Here is a 15,156-nt window from a genome sequence, read left to right as displayed (position 1 = left end):
ATGACGCAAACAAGACAGCCGCAGCGCATCCAGAATCCCGAGCGCATCGATGCCGGGGCGATCCGCGCCGCCATCGCGGGCGGCCAAGAGGTGCTGGTGCAGTTCAATACCCTGGCCGAGCCGGCGCCGCTGCTGGCCGACCTCGACGCCCTGGCCGCCACTTGCGGCACGGCGCTGACCATCCGCATCTACGGCTACGACCCGAGGGTGTTCGATGCCCGCATCCTGCGCGCGCTGCCGCATGTGGCCAGCCTGTCCATCGATTGCCACCGGCAAGCCATCCACCTGGAAGCGCTGGGCGAACTGCGGCACCTGAAGCGCCTGAGCCTGGGCGTGTACGAGCTGGCGCAAGGCGACATCCTGCAACTGGACAATTTGCGCGCCCTCGAATACCTGAACCTGGGCGAGTCGGCCAGGAACAATATCGATCTGGCGCCCCTGCGCCAGTATGCGCACCTGACCTGCCTGACCATCGAAGGCCACCACCAGCACATCGAGACCCTGGCCAGCCTGCCGGCGCTGCACGAGCTGTCGCTGTACCGCATCAAGAACAAGGTGGCGCTCGATTTCATCTCGGAGATGAACCGCCTGGACAAGCTGCTGTTGCAGCTGGGCGGCCGCGCATCGATCGCGGACATCGAGGCGCCGCTATTGAGGAAACTGGAAGTGATACGCGTGCGCGGCCTGGAAACGCTGGGCGACATCGGCCGTTTCCCGCTGCTGCAGGCGCTATGGGTGGAAGACCAGATCAAGCTGCGGCAGATCGCGCTGGGGCCCAATTCCGTGCTCGAGCGCCTGAATCTGCACACCTGCAAGACGCTCGACAGCCTGCCCGGCCTCGCCGCCTTGCCCGCCCTGCGCCAGTTGTCGGCATCCGAGACCATGCTCGACATCGACGCGTTGCTGGCGCATGGCTTGCCCGCATCCCTCACGCATGCGCGCCTGCGCACCGGCAGGAAAACACGCGACGACGCCATCGCCGCGCAGCTGGCGGAGCATGGCTACGCCACGCCCCGCCCGTAAGCAGCATTCCATTCCCCCTCCGGAACCCGCCCATGTACCAGCCACCCGTGCAGGAACGCATCCATCAACCGGCCCACATCGATGCCGCCGCCATCCGCGCGTGCATAGACCAGGGCGAACAGGTGGTCATTCAATTCACGCAGGACCGCCTGCCGGCGCCGCTGCTGGCCAGCCTCGATGCGCTGGCCTCCACTTGCGGAACGGCGCTGGAGATCCGCTTCTTTGGCGCCAGTACCCGGCCTTTCGACGCCCGCGTGCTGCGCGCGCTGCCGCATGCCGTCAACCTGTCGCTCGATTGCCACATGCGCGCCATCCACCTGGAGCAGCTGGGCGGCCTGAGCCACTTGAAGCGCCTGTGCCTGGGCGTGCATCACCTGGCCGAAGGCGACATCCTGGCGCTGGACAACCTGCGCGGCCTGGAATCCCTGAGCCTGGAGCCAACGGCCAGGGCGCATATCGACCTGGCGCCGCTGCGGCACTGGAAGCGGCTGACGCAGCTGCATACTGCCGGCCACGCGAAAAACATCGAGGCAATCACCGCCGTGCCAACGCTGGCAAAGTTGACGCTGGCGCAGATCAAAAGCAAGGATGACGTGGACTTCATCGGCGCCATGCCGGCGCTGGAGCGGCTGTGCTTTATCCTGGGAGGGCGGACATCGATCGCCCACGTCACGGCGCCGCGGCTGCGGGAGCTTGAAGTGGCGCGCGTGCGCGGACTGGAAGACCTGGGCGACATCGGCCGCTTTCCGCAACTTGAGCGGCTGTCGGTGGAAGACCAGAGCCAGGTGAAGGAAGTACGGCTGGGCGCCAACCCGGCGCTGGCATGGCTGGTTCTGCGCAATTGCAAGGCCATCGAGCACCTGAGCGGCCTCGCGGGCTTGCCTGCGCTACAGGCGCTGGCCGTGCACATGACGCGGCTCGATATCGATGCGCTGCTGGCCGCGAGCATGCCGGCCGCATTAAAGCAGCTGAGTTTTTCGACGGGAGCAAAAAAGCGCGACGACGCAATCCGCGCGCAATTGACGCAACTCGGTTACGCCATGGCGCCCTACTACTGACAACAGCTCTGACAGCAACGCTGAAATCAGCGGCTGGCCGCCAGCCTGCGCTGCCACAGCGCCACGTCGATCATCACGCCGTCCGCGCCCGTGTTGCGGATGTAGACGCGGTAGCTGCCCTGTCCCATGTCGCCATCGAGGTAGGCCGTGCGCTCATTGCGCTGCAGCCTGGCGCCCTTGGCCAACTGGCGGTAGCGCTCGACCACCGTGTCGAAACTGGCATAGCTGCGCAGCGCCACTTCCAGGTCGCGCGGCGGGCGGCCTTCGGCATGGTCCAGCACATTGGTCTGTTTCTTGCCCTTGAGCGTGAGCGGATAGGCAAACACGCCGGCGCCGGCCGACGTCAGCACCGTCGATTTATCGAGCAGCAGCGGCAGCAGCGCCGGCGGGTAGGCGGGCGGCAGCTGGGCGCGGTTCCAGCCCGGCAGGGCCGGCTGCGCCAGCACGTATTCGACGCTGGCGATCTTCTGCCCGTCGGCGCCCGCTTCCTTGTCGCCCGCGATCAGCGCCAGCATGGGCGGCAATTGCCGGGCCCAGGCCAGCAAGGGCGCCGCATCCCCGACCAGCATGCCCTTGCGGTGGAATACCGTCAGCACGGCATTCGGATCGGGATTGCAGACTTTCGCCAGCGGCTGGCCCTCGAGGCGGCAATGTCCGTTGACCAGGCCAAAGGCGATGATGACGCCGCGCTTGTCGAGCAGCATGGCGCCCCGTTCGCGCCCCTGCTTGCGGTCGTTCATCGACGCCAGCAACTGGCGGCCATCGGCCAGCACGGTGCGCGTGGCGTCGCGCTTTTCGCTGATCGCCTCGAGCGCCTGCGCCAGCAGCAGTTCATCGTCCTCCGTGTAGCTGCCGCGCGCGTAGCCGAAGAAATCGAACAGGGCCGCGCGCACTTGCGGGGCTTCGCTCAGGCGCGGCAAGGGGCCGCCGGCCAGCAGGGCGGACAGGCTTTTCCCGGCCGGCGCCGAGGGCGCCGCCGTGGCGCGGGCGGGCTGGGAAAGGACGCAGGCCGCTGCCAGCAAGGCGCCGCCCAGGGTACGGTAATTCGAAAAGATGATATGCATGATTCTGTCTGTCGGGGGATTTGGCCGCCACCAGTGGCCGCTGGCCACGCATGGCGCGCCGGCGATTCTAGCATGGTGCCAGCGCCCACGCCGTGCGGCTGGCGGACGGCGCATATGCCGGCGCGGCTGCTATGATGACCGCAATGACGACACCAACCCACGCCTCGCCCCTGCTTGTCCTCCTGCCCGGCATGGATGGCACGGCCCGGCTATTCGACCGCTTTGACGCCGCCTTGCGCGCGCAGGCCCCCCTCGATACCCTGGCCATCGCCTATCCGGCCGCGCCACTCGATTACGCAGCGCTGGAAGCATTCGTGCGCGCGCGCTTGCCGCAGGGCCGCCCGTTCGTCGTGCTGGCCGAATCGTTTTCGGGGCCGCTGGGGGCCGCCCTGCGCGCCGATCCGCCGCCCGGCATGCGCGCCCTGGTCCTGTGCTGTTCGTTCGTGCGCAATCCGCGCCCGATGCTGGCGCCGCTGCGCCACCTGCTCGGCCTGGTGCCCTTTGGCGCCCTGCCCGGCTTCGCCCTGCGCCAGGCGCTGCTCGCGCCATGCGCCACGCCGGAGTTGCAGGCCGAACTGGCCGCGGCGCTGGCGCAAGTGCCGCCCAGCGTGCTGCGCCAGCGCCTGCGCGCCGTGATCGATGCCGACGCCACGCAGGCGTTTGTGCGCGGCAGCCTGCCCGTGCTGTATCTGCGTGGCCGCCACGACCGCCTGGTGCCGCCGGCGAACGCCGTGCAGATACTGCGGCAGGCAGCGGGCGCGCAACTGGTCGACATCGCCGCGCCGCACATGCTGCTGCAGGCGGCGCCGGAAGCGGCCGCCGATGCGGTGGCCGCTTTTATTACAAGCCTGTCAGCCCCGCAAATACCCGCTTAAGCGCGCGCTGGCCAGCACGGCCAGCCAGCTCAAGCCGCCCGACAGCACGCTGAAGTAGATGGCCCGCAGTGGATGCTGGGGCAGCAGATACGCCAGCACGGCCGCGCCCAGTACGGCGCACAGCAGCGGTTTCACCCTGCCGGGCGGCAGCAGCGCCAGCAGCAGATTCGTGCCCGCATACACATAAAACACCAGCAGCAGGGCCAGGCCGCCGGCCACGCCGCGCGAGCCGAGGCTGCCGAACAGCTGCGTGTACAGGTAAAAACCCAGCCAGCTCAATACAATAAACAGCAGGCAGCCCAGCGCGTGCGCGCCCAGGCCGGCCATCAGGCGGATTTTCACGGTTGCTTGAGTACAGGAATGAAGCGGTGGCCGCAGGCATGGCACATGAAGGTACGCGCATATTTATCCTGCAAGGCGGCGGCCTCCTTGTCCCAATTGGCGACGAAGGACGTTTGCGACAAGGCGACGGAGACGACACCCCCTGCCACGAAGATCCAGAACAGGCCATTTGCGCCAGCCTGGTAAAAGATGACGGCGGCGATGACAAAAATGATCACGCCCAACACGATCAGCCCTACCTTCTGGTGGGTCTGCATCGTCGGCCCGGCGGTCTGGCGCGACAACAAGGTCTGGCTGCGCGTATGCGCATGACCGTGGATGAAATCACCATCGATCCTGCCCGAGATATGGGTAGAGGTGCCGGAAATGCCGGAGGCATGCACCATGGAGAGGCGTTGAATGTTGGAACTGTCACATGCCGGGCAATGCGCCATTGCTATTTCCATAAAATAAAATAATCGCGCACTGTAGCATAAAAAAAGCCGGCCCTTTCATGACGAAAGGGCCGGCTTCGCTGCATCAGTCGCCGCTGCGGCTGTCGGATTACGCTTGGCCTCGGCGGCCCCGCTAATCCGACCTACGTACATTGCAGCGTTTACTTCGCCGTATTGAGCAGCAATTCGTTCAGGCGCTTGACGAAGCTGGCCGGGTCGGCCAGCGAACCGCCTTCGGCCAGCATGGCCTGGTCGAACAGGATGTTGGCCCAGTCGCCGAACTTGCCGCCTTCCGCGTCCTCGTATTTCAGACGCGTCACCAGCGGGTGGTTCGGGTTGATTTCCAAGATCGGCTTCGATTCCGGCGCGCTCTGGCCCGCCGCCTTCAGCATGCGCAGCAGGTTGCCCGACAATTCGTTTTCATCGGCCACCAGGCAGGCTGGCGAATCGGTCAGGCGGAACGTCACGCGCACGTCCTTGGCCTTGTCGGCCAGCACGGTCTTCATCTTGCCCACCAGGTCGGCGTACGAGGTTTCCGTTTCTTCGTGCTCTTTCTTTTCCGCCTCGTCTTCCAGCGCGCCCAGGTCCAGGCCGCCCTTGGCGACGGAGACCAGTTCCTTGCCTTCGAAATCCTGCAGGAAGGACAGCATCCATTCATCGACGCGGTCCGTCAGCAGCAGCACTTCGACGCCCTTCTTGCGGAAGATTTCCAGGTGCGGACTGTTTTTCGCTGCGGCGTAGTTGTCGGCCGTGACGTAATAGATCTTGTCCTGGCCTTCCTTCATGCGCGCCACGTAGTCGGCGAACGAAGTGATTTGCCCGTCGCTGTCGTTGGCCGTCGAGGCAAAGCGCAGCAGCTTGGCCAGGCGCTCCTTGTTGGCCGCGTCTTCGCCGATGCCCTCTTTCAGCACCTGGCCGAATTCCTTCCAGAAGACGGCGTACTTGTCCTTCTTGTCCTGCTCGTCCGCGTTCGCCAGTTCTTCCAGCATGCCCAGCACGCGTTTGGTCGAGCCTTCGCGGATGACCTTGACGTCGCGCGATTCCTGCAGGATTTCGCGCGACACGTTCAGTGGCAGATCGGCAGAGTCGATCACCCCGCGCACGAAGCGCAGATAGGTCGGCATCAGCTGCTCGGCATCGTCCATGATGAAGACGCGCTTGACGTACAGCTTGATGCCGCCGCGCTTGTTGCGGTCCCACATGTCGAACGGCGCCTTGGCCGGGATGTACAGCAGCTGCGTGTATTCGCTGCGGCCTTCCACGCGGTTGTGCGTGTGCGTCAGCGGCGACTGGAAGTCGTGCGACACGTGCTTGTAAAATTCGTCGTACTGTTCCGGCGTGATGTCGGCCTTGTTGCGGGCCCACAGGGCGCTGGCCTGGTTGACGGTTTCGAATTCGTCTTTCAGGACGGTTTCTTTTTTCTCGTCGTCCCACTCTTCCTTCCGCATCACGATCGGCAGCGAGATATGGTCCGAGTATTTGCGGATGATGGACTTGATCTTCCAGCTCGACAGCAATTCGTCCTCGCCTTCGCGCAGGTGCAGGATGATGTCCGTGCCGCGCGACGGCTTGTCGATGCTCTCGATGCTGTAATCGCCTTCGCCGGCCGACTCCCAGCGCACGCCTTCGGAAGCGTCCACGCCGGCGCGGCGCGTTTCGACGGTGATCTTGTCGGCGACGATGAAGCCCGAATAGAAGCCCACGCCGAACTGGCCGATCAGGGCCGCGTCCTGCTGCTGGTCGCCCGACAGCTTGCCGAAGAATTCCTTGGTGCCCGACTTGGCGATGGTGCCCAGGTGCGAGATCGCCTCGTCGCGGGTCATGCCGATGCCGTTGTCGGAAATGGTGATGGTGCGCGCATCCTTGTCGAAGCTGACCTTGATCTTCAATTCGTGATCGTTGCCGTACAGGGCGTCGTTATCGATCGCTTCGAAGCGCAATTTGTCGGCCGCGTCGGACGCGTTCGAGATCAATTCGCGCAGGAAGATTTCCTTGTTCGAGTACAGCGAATGGATCATCAGGTGCAGCATTTGCTTCACTTCGGTCTGAAAACCCAGGGTTTGCTTTTCGGAGACAGCCATTTTTACCTCATAGTCTTGTGGATGGGACGGATTTGATGAAGTTGGGGATTATATAAGCGATTTCAAGGGCTCCCGTTTCACACCGTGTCTTATCCCAGCGCGCGGCCGAAAAAGTCCCAGACGCGCTGGTCCTGCACGGTGGCCAGGTTCAGGCGCATGCGGGTCGACGGCAGCTGGCGCGGCGAGAACAGGCTGCCCGGCCCCAGCACCAGGCCTTCGGCCAGCGCCTTCTCGGCCAGCACATTCGTGTCGCAGCCCGCATCGGCCCAGATGAACATGCCAGCCGGCGCGGGATCGAAGCGCAGGCCGGCCCGCTCGGCGCGGCGGTACGTGCCCTCGCGCACCTTGTCGAGCCGCGCGCGCAGGCGCTCCGCATGCTTGCGGTACAGCCCTTGCGAGAGGATTTTGTACACCACGCGCTCGCCGATGTCGCTGGTGGTGAGCGTGGCCAGCATCTTGCGGTCGGCCAGCCGCTGCGCCCATTCCGGTGAGGTGGCGATGAAGCCCACGCGCAGGTTGGCCGACAGGCTCTTGGAAAAGCCGCCCAGGTAAATCACGCGGCGCAGCTGGTCCAGCGCGGCCAGGCGGGTGGCCGCCTGCACCGCGCCGCCCGGGTGCATGTCGCAATAAATGTCATCCTCGACGATGAGGAAATCGTGCTGTTCGGCCAGGCGCAGCACCTGGAACGCCTTGGCGGCCGACAGCGACGTCGAGCTGGGGTTGTGCAGCACCGAATTGATCACGTACAGCTTGGGGCGGTGCAGCGCCGCCAGCTCGGCCAGCACGGCGATATCGGGGCCGTCCTGCAAGCGCGGGATGCCGATGACGTGCATGCCCATGGCGGCAAAGGCGCCGAACATCAGCCAATACGCGGGATCGTCGACGAAAATGGTGTCGCCGGGGCGGGCAAACTCACGCGCCACCAGGTCCAGCGCCTGCATCACGCCCACTGTGGTGACGATCTGCTCGGGCGGACAGGCGATTTCCAGGCCGGCCAGCTTCAGCTGCAACTGCTGGCGCAGCGGCAGAAAGCCCTGCGGCGATCCGTACCCGAGCAGCAGGCTGCCCGGCTGGCGGCTGACGTCGCGCAAGGCACGCGCCACCAGCTCGCCATCGAGCCACTCGGCGGGCAGCATGCCGGTGCCGGGCGCGGGGATGGCCGGCGTCTGGCGGAACATGTTACGGATCAGCCAAACGACGTCCATCGGCTGTGCCGCCGCGTCCTGCGCGCCGACGGGCGGCGCCGGCGTGTTCAGCGGCGAGCGCTCGCGCACGAAAAAGCCGGCGCCGCGCCGCGATTCCAGGTAGCCGCGCGCCACCAGCTTGTCGTAGCTGGCCACCACCGTGGCGCACGACACGTCCAGGCTGGCGGCGCACTGGCGGATCGAGGGCATGCGCGCGCCACCGCGCAGCAGCTTGTCGTCGATGCGCGCCGCCAGCGAACGCGCGATCTGGTCGATCAGGGTTTCGCCCGAGGCGCGCGACAGCAAGGGCCGGGACGGCAAGGCGGGTGTATTGCTCATATGACCATGACAGTATGTGAAATTATGCGTGGAAGTGTATTTGTACTGTATTGCTATTCACCTCTAGGATAGCAGCACGGGGCGGATTGATCCACCCCGCTTTATTTACCCATGCCACCCGTACCAGGACAGCCATGCCATCGCACGCCGCCACCTCCCCCACTTCTCCCCTGCGCCTCGGCGCCGACCGCAAGGGCCAGCTGCTGGGCCTCATCGCCGTCGCCCTCTTCAGCCTGACCCTGCCGTTTACGCGCCTGGCGGTGGCCGAACTCGATCCCACCTTTGTCGCCCTGGGCCGCGCCCTCGTGGCCGCCGGCCTGGCCGGCCTGTGGCTATGGCAGCAGCGCGCGCCGCTGCCGCGCCGCGAACAATGGCTGCCGCTGGCGCTCGTGTCGCTGGGCTGCGTGCTGGGTTTTCCCTGGCTGACGTCGATCGCCATGCGCAGCCTGCCCGCCTCGCACGGCGCCGTGCTGGTCGGCATCCTGCCGCTGGCGACCGCCGTGTTTGCCGTAATGCGCGGCAAGGAACGTCCGTCCCCGGGCTTCTGGCTGATGGCCCTGCTCGGCACTGCGCTGGTGGTGGCGTTCGCGCTGCGCCAGGGCGGCGGCAGCTTCCACCTGGCCGACTGGCTGATGTTCGCCGCCGTGCTGCTCGGCGCCCTCGGCTACGCGGAAGGCGGACGCCTGGCGCAGGCCATGCCGGGCCAGCACGTGATTTCCTGGGCGCTGCTGCTGGCCGTGCCTTTTGTCTTGCCCGTGACGCTGTGGAACGCCTGGCCGCAGCGCGCGCTGATGGCGCAGGCCAGCGGCGCCGCCTGGCTGGGCTTTACGTATATCTCCGTGTTTTCCATGTTTATCGGCTTTTTCTTCTGGTACCGGGGCATGGCGCTGGGCGGTGTGGCCCGCGTGGGCCAGACGCAGCTGCTGCAGCCCTTCCTCACCCTGGTGGGCGCGGCCGTGCTGCTGCACGAGCCATTGACGGGTGAAAGCCTGCTGTTTGCCGGCGCCGTGATCGCCGTCGTGGCCATCGGACGCAAGCTGAAGTAAGGTTCCTTGACGCCCATTTGCAACGCCGTTGCGCGTGCGGATGGGCACGGCGGCGTGCAAGCCGTACAATACCGCAGCACCATGGCGGCGCCTATCCGGCGCCGCTTGCGCACGCACCGCCACAAGCGGGCCAACAAATCCAGCCGGCGCAGCTCGGCATCTTCTGTGAGACTCGTATGAAAATTGAAAATCCGAATCCGATCCAATGGCGCTTTGCCGAACGCGCGGAACAGCTGCAAAGCTCGTTCATCCGCGAAATCCTGAAGATCACGCAGCGTCCCGAGATCATCTCGTTTGCCGGCGGCCTGCCCTCGCCCGCCACCTTCCCCGTGGAAGAAATGAAGACCGCCTTCGACAAGGTCCTGTCGAACAATGGCAAGGTGGCCCTGCAATACGGCCCCACCGACGGCTACCTGCCGCTGCGCCAGTGGATCGCCGACTCGCTCTCCAGCAATGGCAGCACCATCCTGCCGGAACAGGTGCTGATGACGTCCGGCTCGCAGCAGGCGCTGGACTTGCTGGGCAAGGTCCTGATCGACGAAGGCAGCAAGGTATTGGTGGAAACCCCCAGCTACCTGGGCGCCCTGCAGGCGTTTTCCGTCTACCGTCCCGAATTCGTTTCCGTCGATACCGATGACGAAGGCCTGGTGCCGTCGTCGATCGACCCCGTCGCCGATGGCGCGCGGCTCTTGTACGCGCTGCCGAACTTCCAGAACCCGACGGGCCGCAGCCTGTCCGTGGCGCGCCGCGTGGAACTGGTGGAGACCTGCGCCCGCCACGGCCTGCCGCTGATCGAGGATGATCCCTACGGCGCCCTGAGCTACAGCGGCGAGCCGTATCCGAAGATGATCAACATGAATCCGGACGGCGTCATCTACATGGGCTCGTTCTCGAAAGTGCTCACGCCCGGCATCCGCCTCGGCTACGTGGTGGCGCCGATGCCGCTGGTGCGCCGCCTGGAACTGGCCAAGCAGGCGGCCGACCTGCACACCTCGCAGCTGACGCAGATGGTCGTGCATGAAGTGATCAAGGATGGCTTCCTGGAGCGGCATATCCCCAGCATCCGCAACCTGTACGGCAACCAGTGCCAGGCCATGCTGTCGGCGCTGGAAGAGCACTTCCCGGCCGGCGTCACCTGGACCAAGCCGGAAGGCGGCATGTTCATCTGGGTCACCCTGCCGAAACATATCGATGCGATGAAACTGCTCGACGAAGCCATCGCCAACAAGGTCGCCTTCGTGCCGGGCGCGCCGTTCTACGCGAACACGCCGGACACGCACACCCTGCGCCTGTCGTTCGTGACGGTGCCGCCGGAACGCATCCGCGAAGGCATCGCCATCCTGGGCAAACTGATCGCCGCAAAAATGTAACTCGCCTCTTCACGCCCCGCAGCCGCGGGGCGTGTCCCAGCTGCCCCAGCGCCACCGGGCACGCGTCTTTTCCGCCTAAAAAACGCTTTCACGATAGCAACTGCGTGTATTTATTTTTAAAAATATCATAAAAATAATACTTTCCCATCTCGCGCAACATCGATTTTTTCACCCAAAAAATTAGCAAGGCGGTATGATTTGACCGCTGTATCAGATTTGAATCCGCTCAGCATCACCGACAATGCAGCAAATGCTGGCAGCGCAGAGTACATCCGAGAAGGCCGGTAGCAATGAGTCCAGGCAGTGTGGGGCATTCCCAGCGGCAAGAAGCCGCGATTTTGATTGTCGACGATGCGCCGGCCAACCTTGAGCTGCTGCGCAAGCTGATGAGCGAGCAGGGTTATCAGACCTATGTCGCCACGTCCGGCGCACGGGCGCTGGAGATCGCCCAGCGCGCCCAGCCCGACCTGATCCTGCTCGACGTGATGATGCCGGACATGGATGGCATCGAGACGTGCCGCCGCCTCAAGCAGCACCCGCTGACGCAGCGCATCCCCGTCATCTTCATGAGCGCCAGGACGGAAACGGAAGACGTGGTGGCCGGCTTCGACTGCGGCGCCGTCGACTACATCAGCAAGCCGCTGCGCATGGCCGAAGTGCGCGCGCGCGTGCGCGCCCAGCTTCAAATCCGCAGCAACAATGAAACCCAGCAGGAACAGGCCGAGCGCCTGCGCACCATCGTCAACAACATGGCCGAGGGCTTGCTGATCATCGAGGCCGACGGGCGCATCCAGTACACCAACCCGGCCTGCGACCAGTATCTGGGCTACCGCGAAAACGAACTGGCTGGGCGTTCCATCGGCGAGCTGCTCAGCCCCCTCGTGACGCAGGAATACCTCGATTACTTCGCCATGCACGCGGCCAATCCGGAAAAGGCGCACAACCACGGCACGCGCGAAGTGGCGATCCGCCACCGCAACGGCGCGGCGCTGAGCATGGACCTGACCCTCACGCCCATGTATCTGCGCCAGCCCCTGTATATCGGCCTGCTGCACGACATCACGCACCACAAGCAGTCGGAAGACGCGCTGCAGCGCGCCGCCTATCTAGACCCGCTGACGCAGATCGCCAATCGCCGGCATTTCGACAGCTTCCTGGACAAAGAGTGGCAGCGCGCCGTGCGCGGCGGCGGCGCCCTGTCGCTGGTGGTGCTCGACGTCGACCACTTCAAGCTGTACAACGACAGCCTGGGCCACCCGGCCGGCGACAGCTGCCTGCAGCAGGTGGCGCAAGCCATCGATGCGCATGCCAGCCGCTCCGGCGACCTGGCGGCCCGTTACGGCGGCGAGGAATTCGTCCTGCTGTTTGCCGACACGGACGCGGCCAGCGCCCTGCACCTGGCCGAGGCCATCCGCGCCAGCATCGAAGCGCTGCAATTACCGCACCCGCGCTCCAGCACCTCGCCGTGGATCACCGTCAGCATCGGCGTGGCGACCATCCGCCCGCACCAGCTGGACGACCGCGAAGCGCTGTTCGTCGCCGCCGACCGCGCCCTGTACGTGGCCAAGGAAGCGGGCCGCAACCAGGTCCGCGCCACGCACTCGGGCAGCACGGCCTGGGAAACGGTCAAGGCGATCGTACTGCGTTAACAGGGAAGTTCAACGAAACATGTCGCGAACCGGGAGTAGGCCCACGCCCCACGCAATGGCACTCCGGGCCAAGCGGGCCTGAAAAATGTCGAGGGCAAGGCGCAGCGACGCAGACAGTACGCAAGTACGGCAAGGAAGCTGCAACGCCGCCATCGGCATTTTCTCAGGCCCGCGTCTCCGGCCCGCCGTTCTCAAAGCGAATCAAAATTTTCTGGACACGCTCAACTTCGCATTACGTCCCACGCCGGTGACGGCTTCGCTCAGGTAAGGCATGTAATTGCGGTTGAAGACATTATCGACCGTCAGCCGCACTTCCGTGCCGCGCCACACGCCCTGCCTGCCATTCCACGACGCGAACAAGGTATGCAGCGCATAGCCTTTCGACGGCGGCAGACGGTAGACATTCCCCACCGGCAGCACGCGCTCCTGCTTCGCCACGAAGCGGCCCTGCCAGCCCATGCTGGCGCCAAGGTCGGGCATGCGCCAGCCCAGGCCCGCCATCAATTTATCGGGCGCGATGGTCGATACGGGTTCGTCCCGGCCCCACGGGTCGCGCTGGGAACCCGTGCGCGTGCCGCGCTGCTTCGACAGCGAGGCGCTGGCGAACAGGCGCGGCGAATTGTAGTAGGACTCCACTTCCACGCCCTGCGTATGGAAACCGGCCAGGTTGCGGTAGGACGACAGCGCCGGCGGCACCTTGCCCGATCCCGGCACATAGCCTTCGATCAGGATGCCCAGGCGCGGGCCGATATTGTCGCTGACCTTGTTGCGGTACGCCGTCAGGCGCAGCTGCACGTCGTCGCGCTCCATGAAGACGTTCTGGCGGTGCAGCATGACGCCCGTGCGCACGGCCGTCACGCGCTCGACGGCCAGGTCGCGGCTGGTGCCCGGCGTCGATGAACCGAGCCGGGACGACACATAGTATTCGTTCGAATACATCTCGTCGATCGTCGGCGCGCGCCAGGTGCGGCTCAAGTCGCCGAACAAGGCCAGCGTGCCGGACGCCTTCCAGAACAGACCCAGGCGGGGCGACCAGTCTTCGTGCGCCTTTTCGCTGAAGTCGTGGCCGGCCGCCGCCAGCTGGCTGTTGTAGCGCGATGCCTTGTTCGGCACGCCCTCGGAGACGACCCGGTCGTGGCGCAAGGCCGCCGTCAGCGTCAGGTCGCCATACGTCATCGCATCCTGCAGATACAGGCCCGTGGTTTCCTGGCGCCCGGCCGGCATGTAATAGGGCTGGAAGTAGCCGTAGTTGTAGCTGGGGTCTTTCAGCGCCGTCGACGACGGATAGTACATCAGGGTGTCGCGCACATTCTTGTGCCATTGCAGGCCCGTTTGCAGCACGTGCGACACGGCGCCCGTCGCAAACACGCTTTCGTTGCGCACCTCCGCGATGCGGTCCACGTACGAGGCCCAGCTCTCGTTGCCGAGGGAGCCCAGGTAGGAACCGAGCGAAGCGGACGGCAGGCGCTTGTCATGCTGGTCCGTGTGCGAATAGCCGGCGCTGGCCGTCAGCTTGATCCATGGATTATCTTGCGGCGCGTACTGCCACTTCACGGAATAGGTGTCGTCGTCCTGGTCGCGGTAGACGGCCTTGCGCTGCCACGCCTCTTCCAGTCCATACTTTTTGATTTCCGCCTCGGTCGGCGTGGGCACGTCCTCGCCCATGGCGGCGAACGGACCCCAGCCCGAACTGCCGCCCTTCATCGCCGTCAGGGTCAGCAGCTGCTCCGGCGTCAGCCGGATATTCAGCTTGGCCAGGCTCGATGGCGCGTCGATGGCGGAAAAGCGGAATGGCTTGCCGTCGGGTTTGCGCAAATCGTCGGACTTGCGCTGCGTGGTGAAGGCCATCGCATCGAAGCGGCCGTCTTGCGTGCGGCCGTAGACGGCCACGGTGGCGTCGTTTTCGCCATTGTTCGAGTGGCGCGAGTACTTGAGCATGGCGCCCACGCTCTCGCCGCCTTCCAGCAAGTCCTGCGCATCCTTGGTCTCGACCGTGATGACGCCGCCGAAGCCGCCATTGCCGTACAAGCTAGTATGCGCGCCCTTGTTCACTTCGATCTGCTTGATCAGTTCCGGCTCGATGAAGATGGAGCCCTGGCGGTATTTCTCGAAGCCCTTGGGCACGCCGTCGAGGATGACTTTCACGTCCTGCACTTTATTGAAGCCCCAGATATTGAGGCTTTGGCCGCTGGGGCGGGCCGTGCCGGCCAGGTCCACGCCGGGCAAGGTATCGAGCAGCGAGGCGACATTGTCGGCCTGCTGGCGCTCGATGTCGGCGCTGTTGATGTACGAGCGTCCGGCCGTGCCGGCGCTGATGGCGTCGCCAAACACGCTGATGGCGGGCATCTGCACGGCGCCAGCCTTCTCGGCCTTGTCGGCCATGGCCGCCGCCCACGCATGGCCGTGCGTGCCGCCCAATGCCAGCGCCAGCGCGGCGGCCAGCGGGGTCAATCGTTGTTTGCTGCTGCTCTTCATCGCTATCCTTGCCTGGGTTTGCTGCTTCATGCTTGTGGAATGAAAAAATGCTGGGCAGAGGACAGGCTGTGCACGATCAAGCGGCGGCGTTGACGGAAGCGTTGCGGCGGAACCCTGCCCGCGCGGACACGCCGCCGGCGCAAGGCCGGCGGCGCACTGCAGTCACCGGGGATAAGTTGCCTTAGTGAAATGCGGAACACATCATATATCAGATGA

The 15,156-nt window shown here is 65.1% G+C and carries 12 protein-coding genes; 6 read left to right on the top strand and 6 right to left on the bottom strand.

Annotated features, from left to right (window positions below):
* Together AC07VH_RS11420 and AC07VH_RS11415 are read left to right on the top strand one after the other, a co-directional pair.
* Entirely contained in the window at positions 1–1,023 is a 1,023-nt protein-coding gene (locus AC07VH_RS11420) for a leucine-rich repeat domain-containing protein (RefSeq protein WP_494787933.1), read from the top strand.
* Positions 1,024–1,055: 32 nt separating this feature from the next.
* Entirely contained in the window at positions 1,056–2,081 is a 1,026-nt protein-coding gene (locus tag AC07VH_RS11415; RefSeq protein ID WP_494787932.1) for a leucine-rich repeat domain-containing protein, read from the top strand.
* A gap of 26 nt (positions 2,082–2,107) precedes the next feature.
* On the opposite strand, the gene AC07VH_RS11410 is transcribed toward AC07VH_RS11415, so the two are convergent.
* The gene (locus tag AC07VH_RS11410) at positions 2,108–3,145 is read right to left on the bottom strand and encodes a hypothetical protein (protein ID WP_494787931.1); all 1,038 of its coding nucleotides are present in this window, start codon (positions 3,143–3,145) and stop codon (positions 2,108–2,110) included.
* Positions 3,146–3,288: 143 nt separating this feature from the next.
* On the opposite strand from AC07VH_RS11410, the gene AC07VH_RS11405 reads away from it, so the two are divergent.
* The gene (locus AC07VH_RS11405) at positions 3,289–4,020 is read left to right on the top strand and encodes an alpha/beta fold hydrolase (RefSeq protein ID WP_494787930.1); all 732 of its coding nucleotides are present in this window, start codon (positions 3,289–3,291) and stop codon (positions 4,018–4,020) included.
* Here AC07VH_RS11405 and AC07VH_RS11400 read toward each other — a convergent pair.
* The 4 genes from AC07VH_RS11400 to AC07VH_RS11385 form a co-directional block, all read right to left on the bottom strand.
* Positions 3,997–4,362, bottom strand: a complete 366-nt coding sequence (locus tag AC07VH_RS11400) for a hypothetical protein (protein ID WP_489628154.1) — start codon at positions 4,360–4,362, stop codon at positions 3,997–3,999. The two genes, AC07VH_RS11405 and AC07VH_RS11400, sit on opposite strands and share 24 nt — an antisense overlap.
* On the bottom strand, positions 4,359–4,748 hold the full coding sequence (locus tag AC07VH_RS11395) for a hypothetical protein (RefSeq protein WP_494787929.1): 390 nt from the start codon (positions 4,746–4,748) through the stop codon (positions 4,359–4,361). Before AC07VH_RS11395 ends, AC07VH_RS11400 begins: the two co-directional genes overlap by 4 nt.
* A gap of 209 nt (positions 4,749–4,957) precedes the next feature.
* Positions 4,958–6,877 (bottom strand): molecular chaperone HtpG, encoded by a 1,920-nt coding sequence (gene htpG, locus AC07VH_RS11390; protein WP_475413574.1) that lies wholly within the window; start codon positions 6,875–6,877, stop codon positions 4,958–4,960.
* Positions 6,878–6,966: 89 nt separating this feature from the next.
* Positions 6,967–8,400 (bottom strand): aminotransferase-like domain-containing protein, encoded by a 1,434-nt coding sequence (locus AC07VH_RS11385; RefSeq protein WP_494787928.1) that lies wholly within the window; start codon positions 8,398–8,400, stop codon positions 6,967–6,969.
* A gap of 134 nt (positions 8,401–8,534) precedes the next feature.
* Here AC07VH_RS11385 and AC07VH_RS11380 point away from each other — a divergent pair, with 134 nt between their 5' ends.
* From AC07VH_RS11380 to AC07VH_RS11370, 3 genes are all read left to right on the top strand, one after another.
* Entirely contained in the window at positions 8,535–9,446 is a 912-nt protein-coding gene (locus tag AC07VH_RS11380; RefSeq protein ID WP_494787927.1) for a DMT family transporter, read from the top strand.
* A gap of 176 nt (positions 9,447–9,622) precedes the next feature.
* Positions 9,623–10,816 carry an aminotransferase-like domain-containing protein gene (locus AC07VH_RS11375; RefSeq protein WP_475413577.1) on the top strand — a complete coding sequence of 398 codons (1,194 nt, stop codon included), beginning with the start codon at positions 9,623–9,625 and terminating at the stop codon, positions 10,814–10,816.
* A gap of 290 nt (positions 10,817–11,106) precedes the next feature.
* Complete coding sequence (locus tag AC07VH_RS11370) at positions 11,107–12,465, top strand: diguanylate cyclase (protein WP_494787926.1); 1,359 nt, start codon at positions 11,107–11,109, stop codon at positions 12,463–12,465.
* Positions 12,466–12,666: 201 nt separating this feature from the next.
* On the opposite strand, the gene AC07VH_RS11365 is transcribed toward AC07VH_RS11370, so the two are convergent.
* On the bottom strand, positions 12,667–14,940 hold the full coding sequence (locus tag AC07VH_RS11365; RefSeq protein WP_494787925.1) for a TonB-dependent hemoglobin/transferrin/lactoferrin family receptor: 2,274 nt from the start codon (positions 14,938–14,940) through the stop codon (positions 12,667–12,669).
* Positions 14,941–15,156: the final 216 nt, after the last annotated feature.

It is taken from the genome of Janthinobacterium sp. GW821-FHT03C10, from assembly GCF_059420865.1.
Note: the sequence above shows the minus strand (reverse complement) of the source record. Positions and strands in the feature narration are given on the sequence as shown.

Bases quoted from the DNA above. Each gene is read 5' to 3' on its own strand.
- htpG (WP_475413574.1), bottom strand. From the start codon at position 6,877: ATGGCTGTCTCCGAAAAGCAAACCCTGGGTTTTCAGACCGAAGTGAAG.
- AC07VH_RS11380 (WP_494787927.1), top strand. From the start codon at position 8,535: ATGCCATCGCACGCCGCCACCTCCCCCACTTCTCCCCTGCGCCTCGGC.
- AC07VH_RS11420 (WP_494787933.1), top strand. From the start codon at position 1: ATGACGCAAACAAGACAGCCGCAGCGCATCCAGAATCCCGAGCGCATC.
- AC07VH_RS11370 (WP_494787926.1), top strand. From the start codon at position 11,107: ATGAGTCCAGGCAGTGTGGGGCATTCCCAGCGGCAAGAAGCCGCGATT.
- AC07VH_RS11405 (WP_494787930.1), top strand. From the start codon at position 3,289: ATGACGACACCAACCCACGCCTCGCCCCTGCTTGTCCTCCTGCCCGGC.
- AC07VH_RS11365 (WP_494787925.1), bottom strand. From the start codon at position 14,940: ATGAAGAGCAGCAGCAAACAACGATTGACCCCGCTGGCCGCCGCGCTG.
- AC07VH_RS11415 (WP_494787932.1), top strand. From the start codon at position 1,056: ATGTACCAGCCACCCGTGCAGGAACGCATCCATCAACCGGCCCACATC.
- AC07VH_RS11395 (WP_494787929.1), bottom strand. From the start codon at position 4,748: ATGGTGCATGCCTCCGGCATTTCCGGCACCTCTACCCATATCTCGGGC.
- AC07VH_RS11410 (WP_494787931.1), bottom strand. From the start codon at position 3,145: ATGCATATCATCTTTTCGAATTACCGTACCCTGGGCGGCGCCTTGCTG.
- AC07VH_RS11385 (WP_494787928.1), bottom strand. From the start codon at position 8,400: ATGAGCAATACACCCGCCTTGCCGTCCCGGCCCTTGCTGTCGCGCGCC.
- AC07VH_RS11375 (WP_475413577.1), top strand. From the start codon at position 9,623: ATGAAAATTGAAAATCCGAATCCGATCCAATGGCGCTTTGCCGAACGC.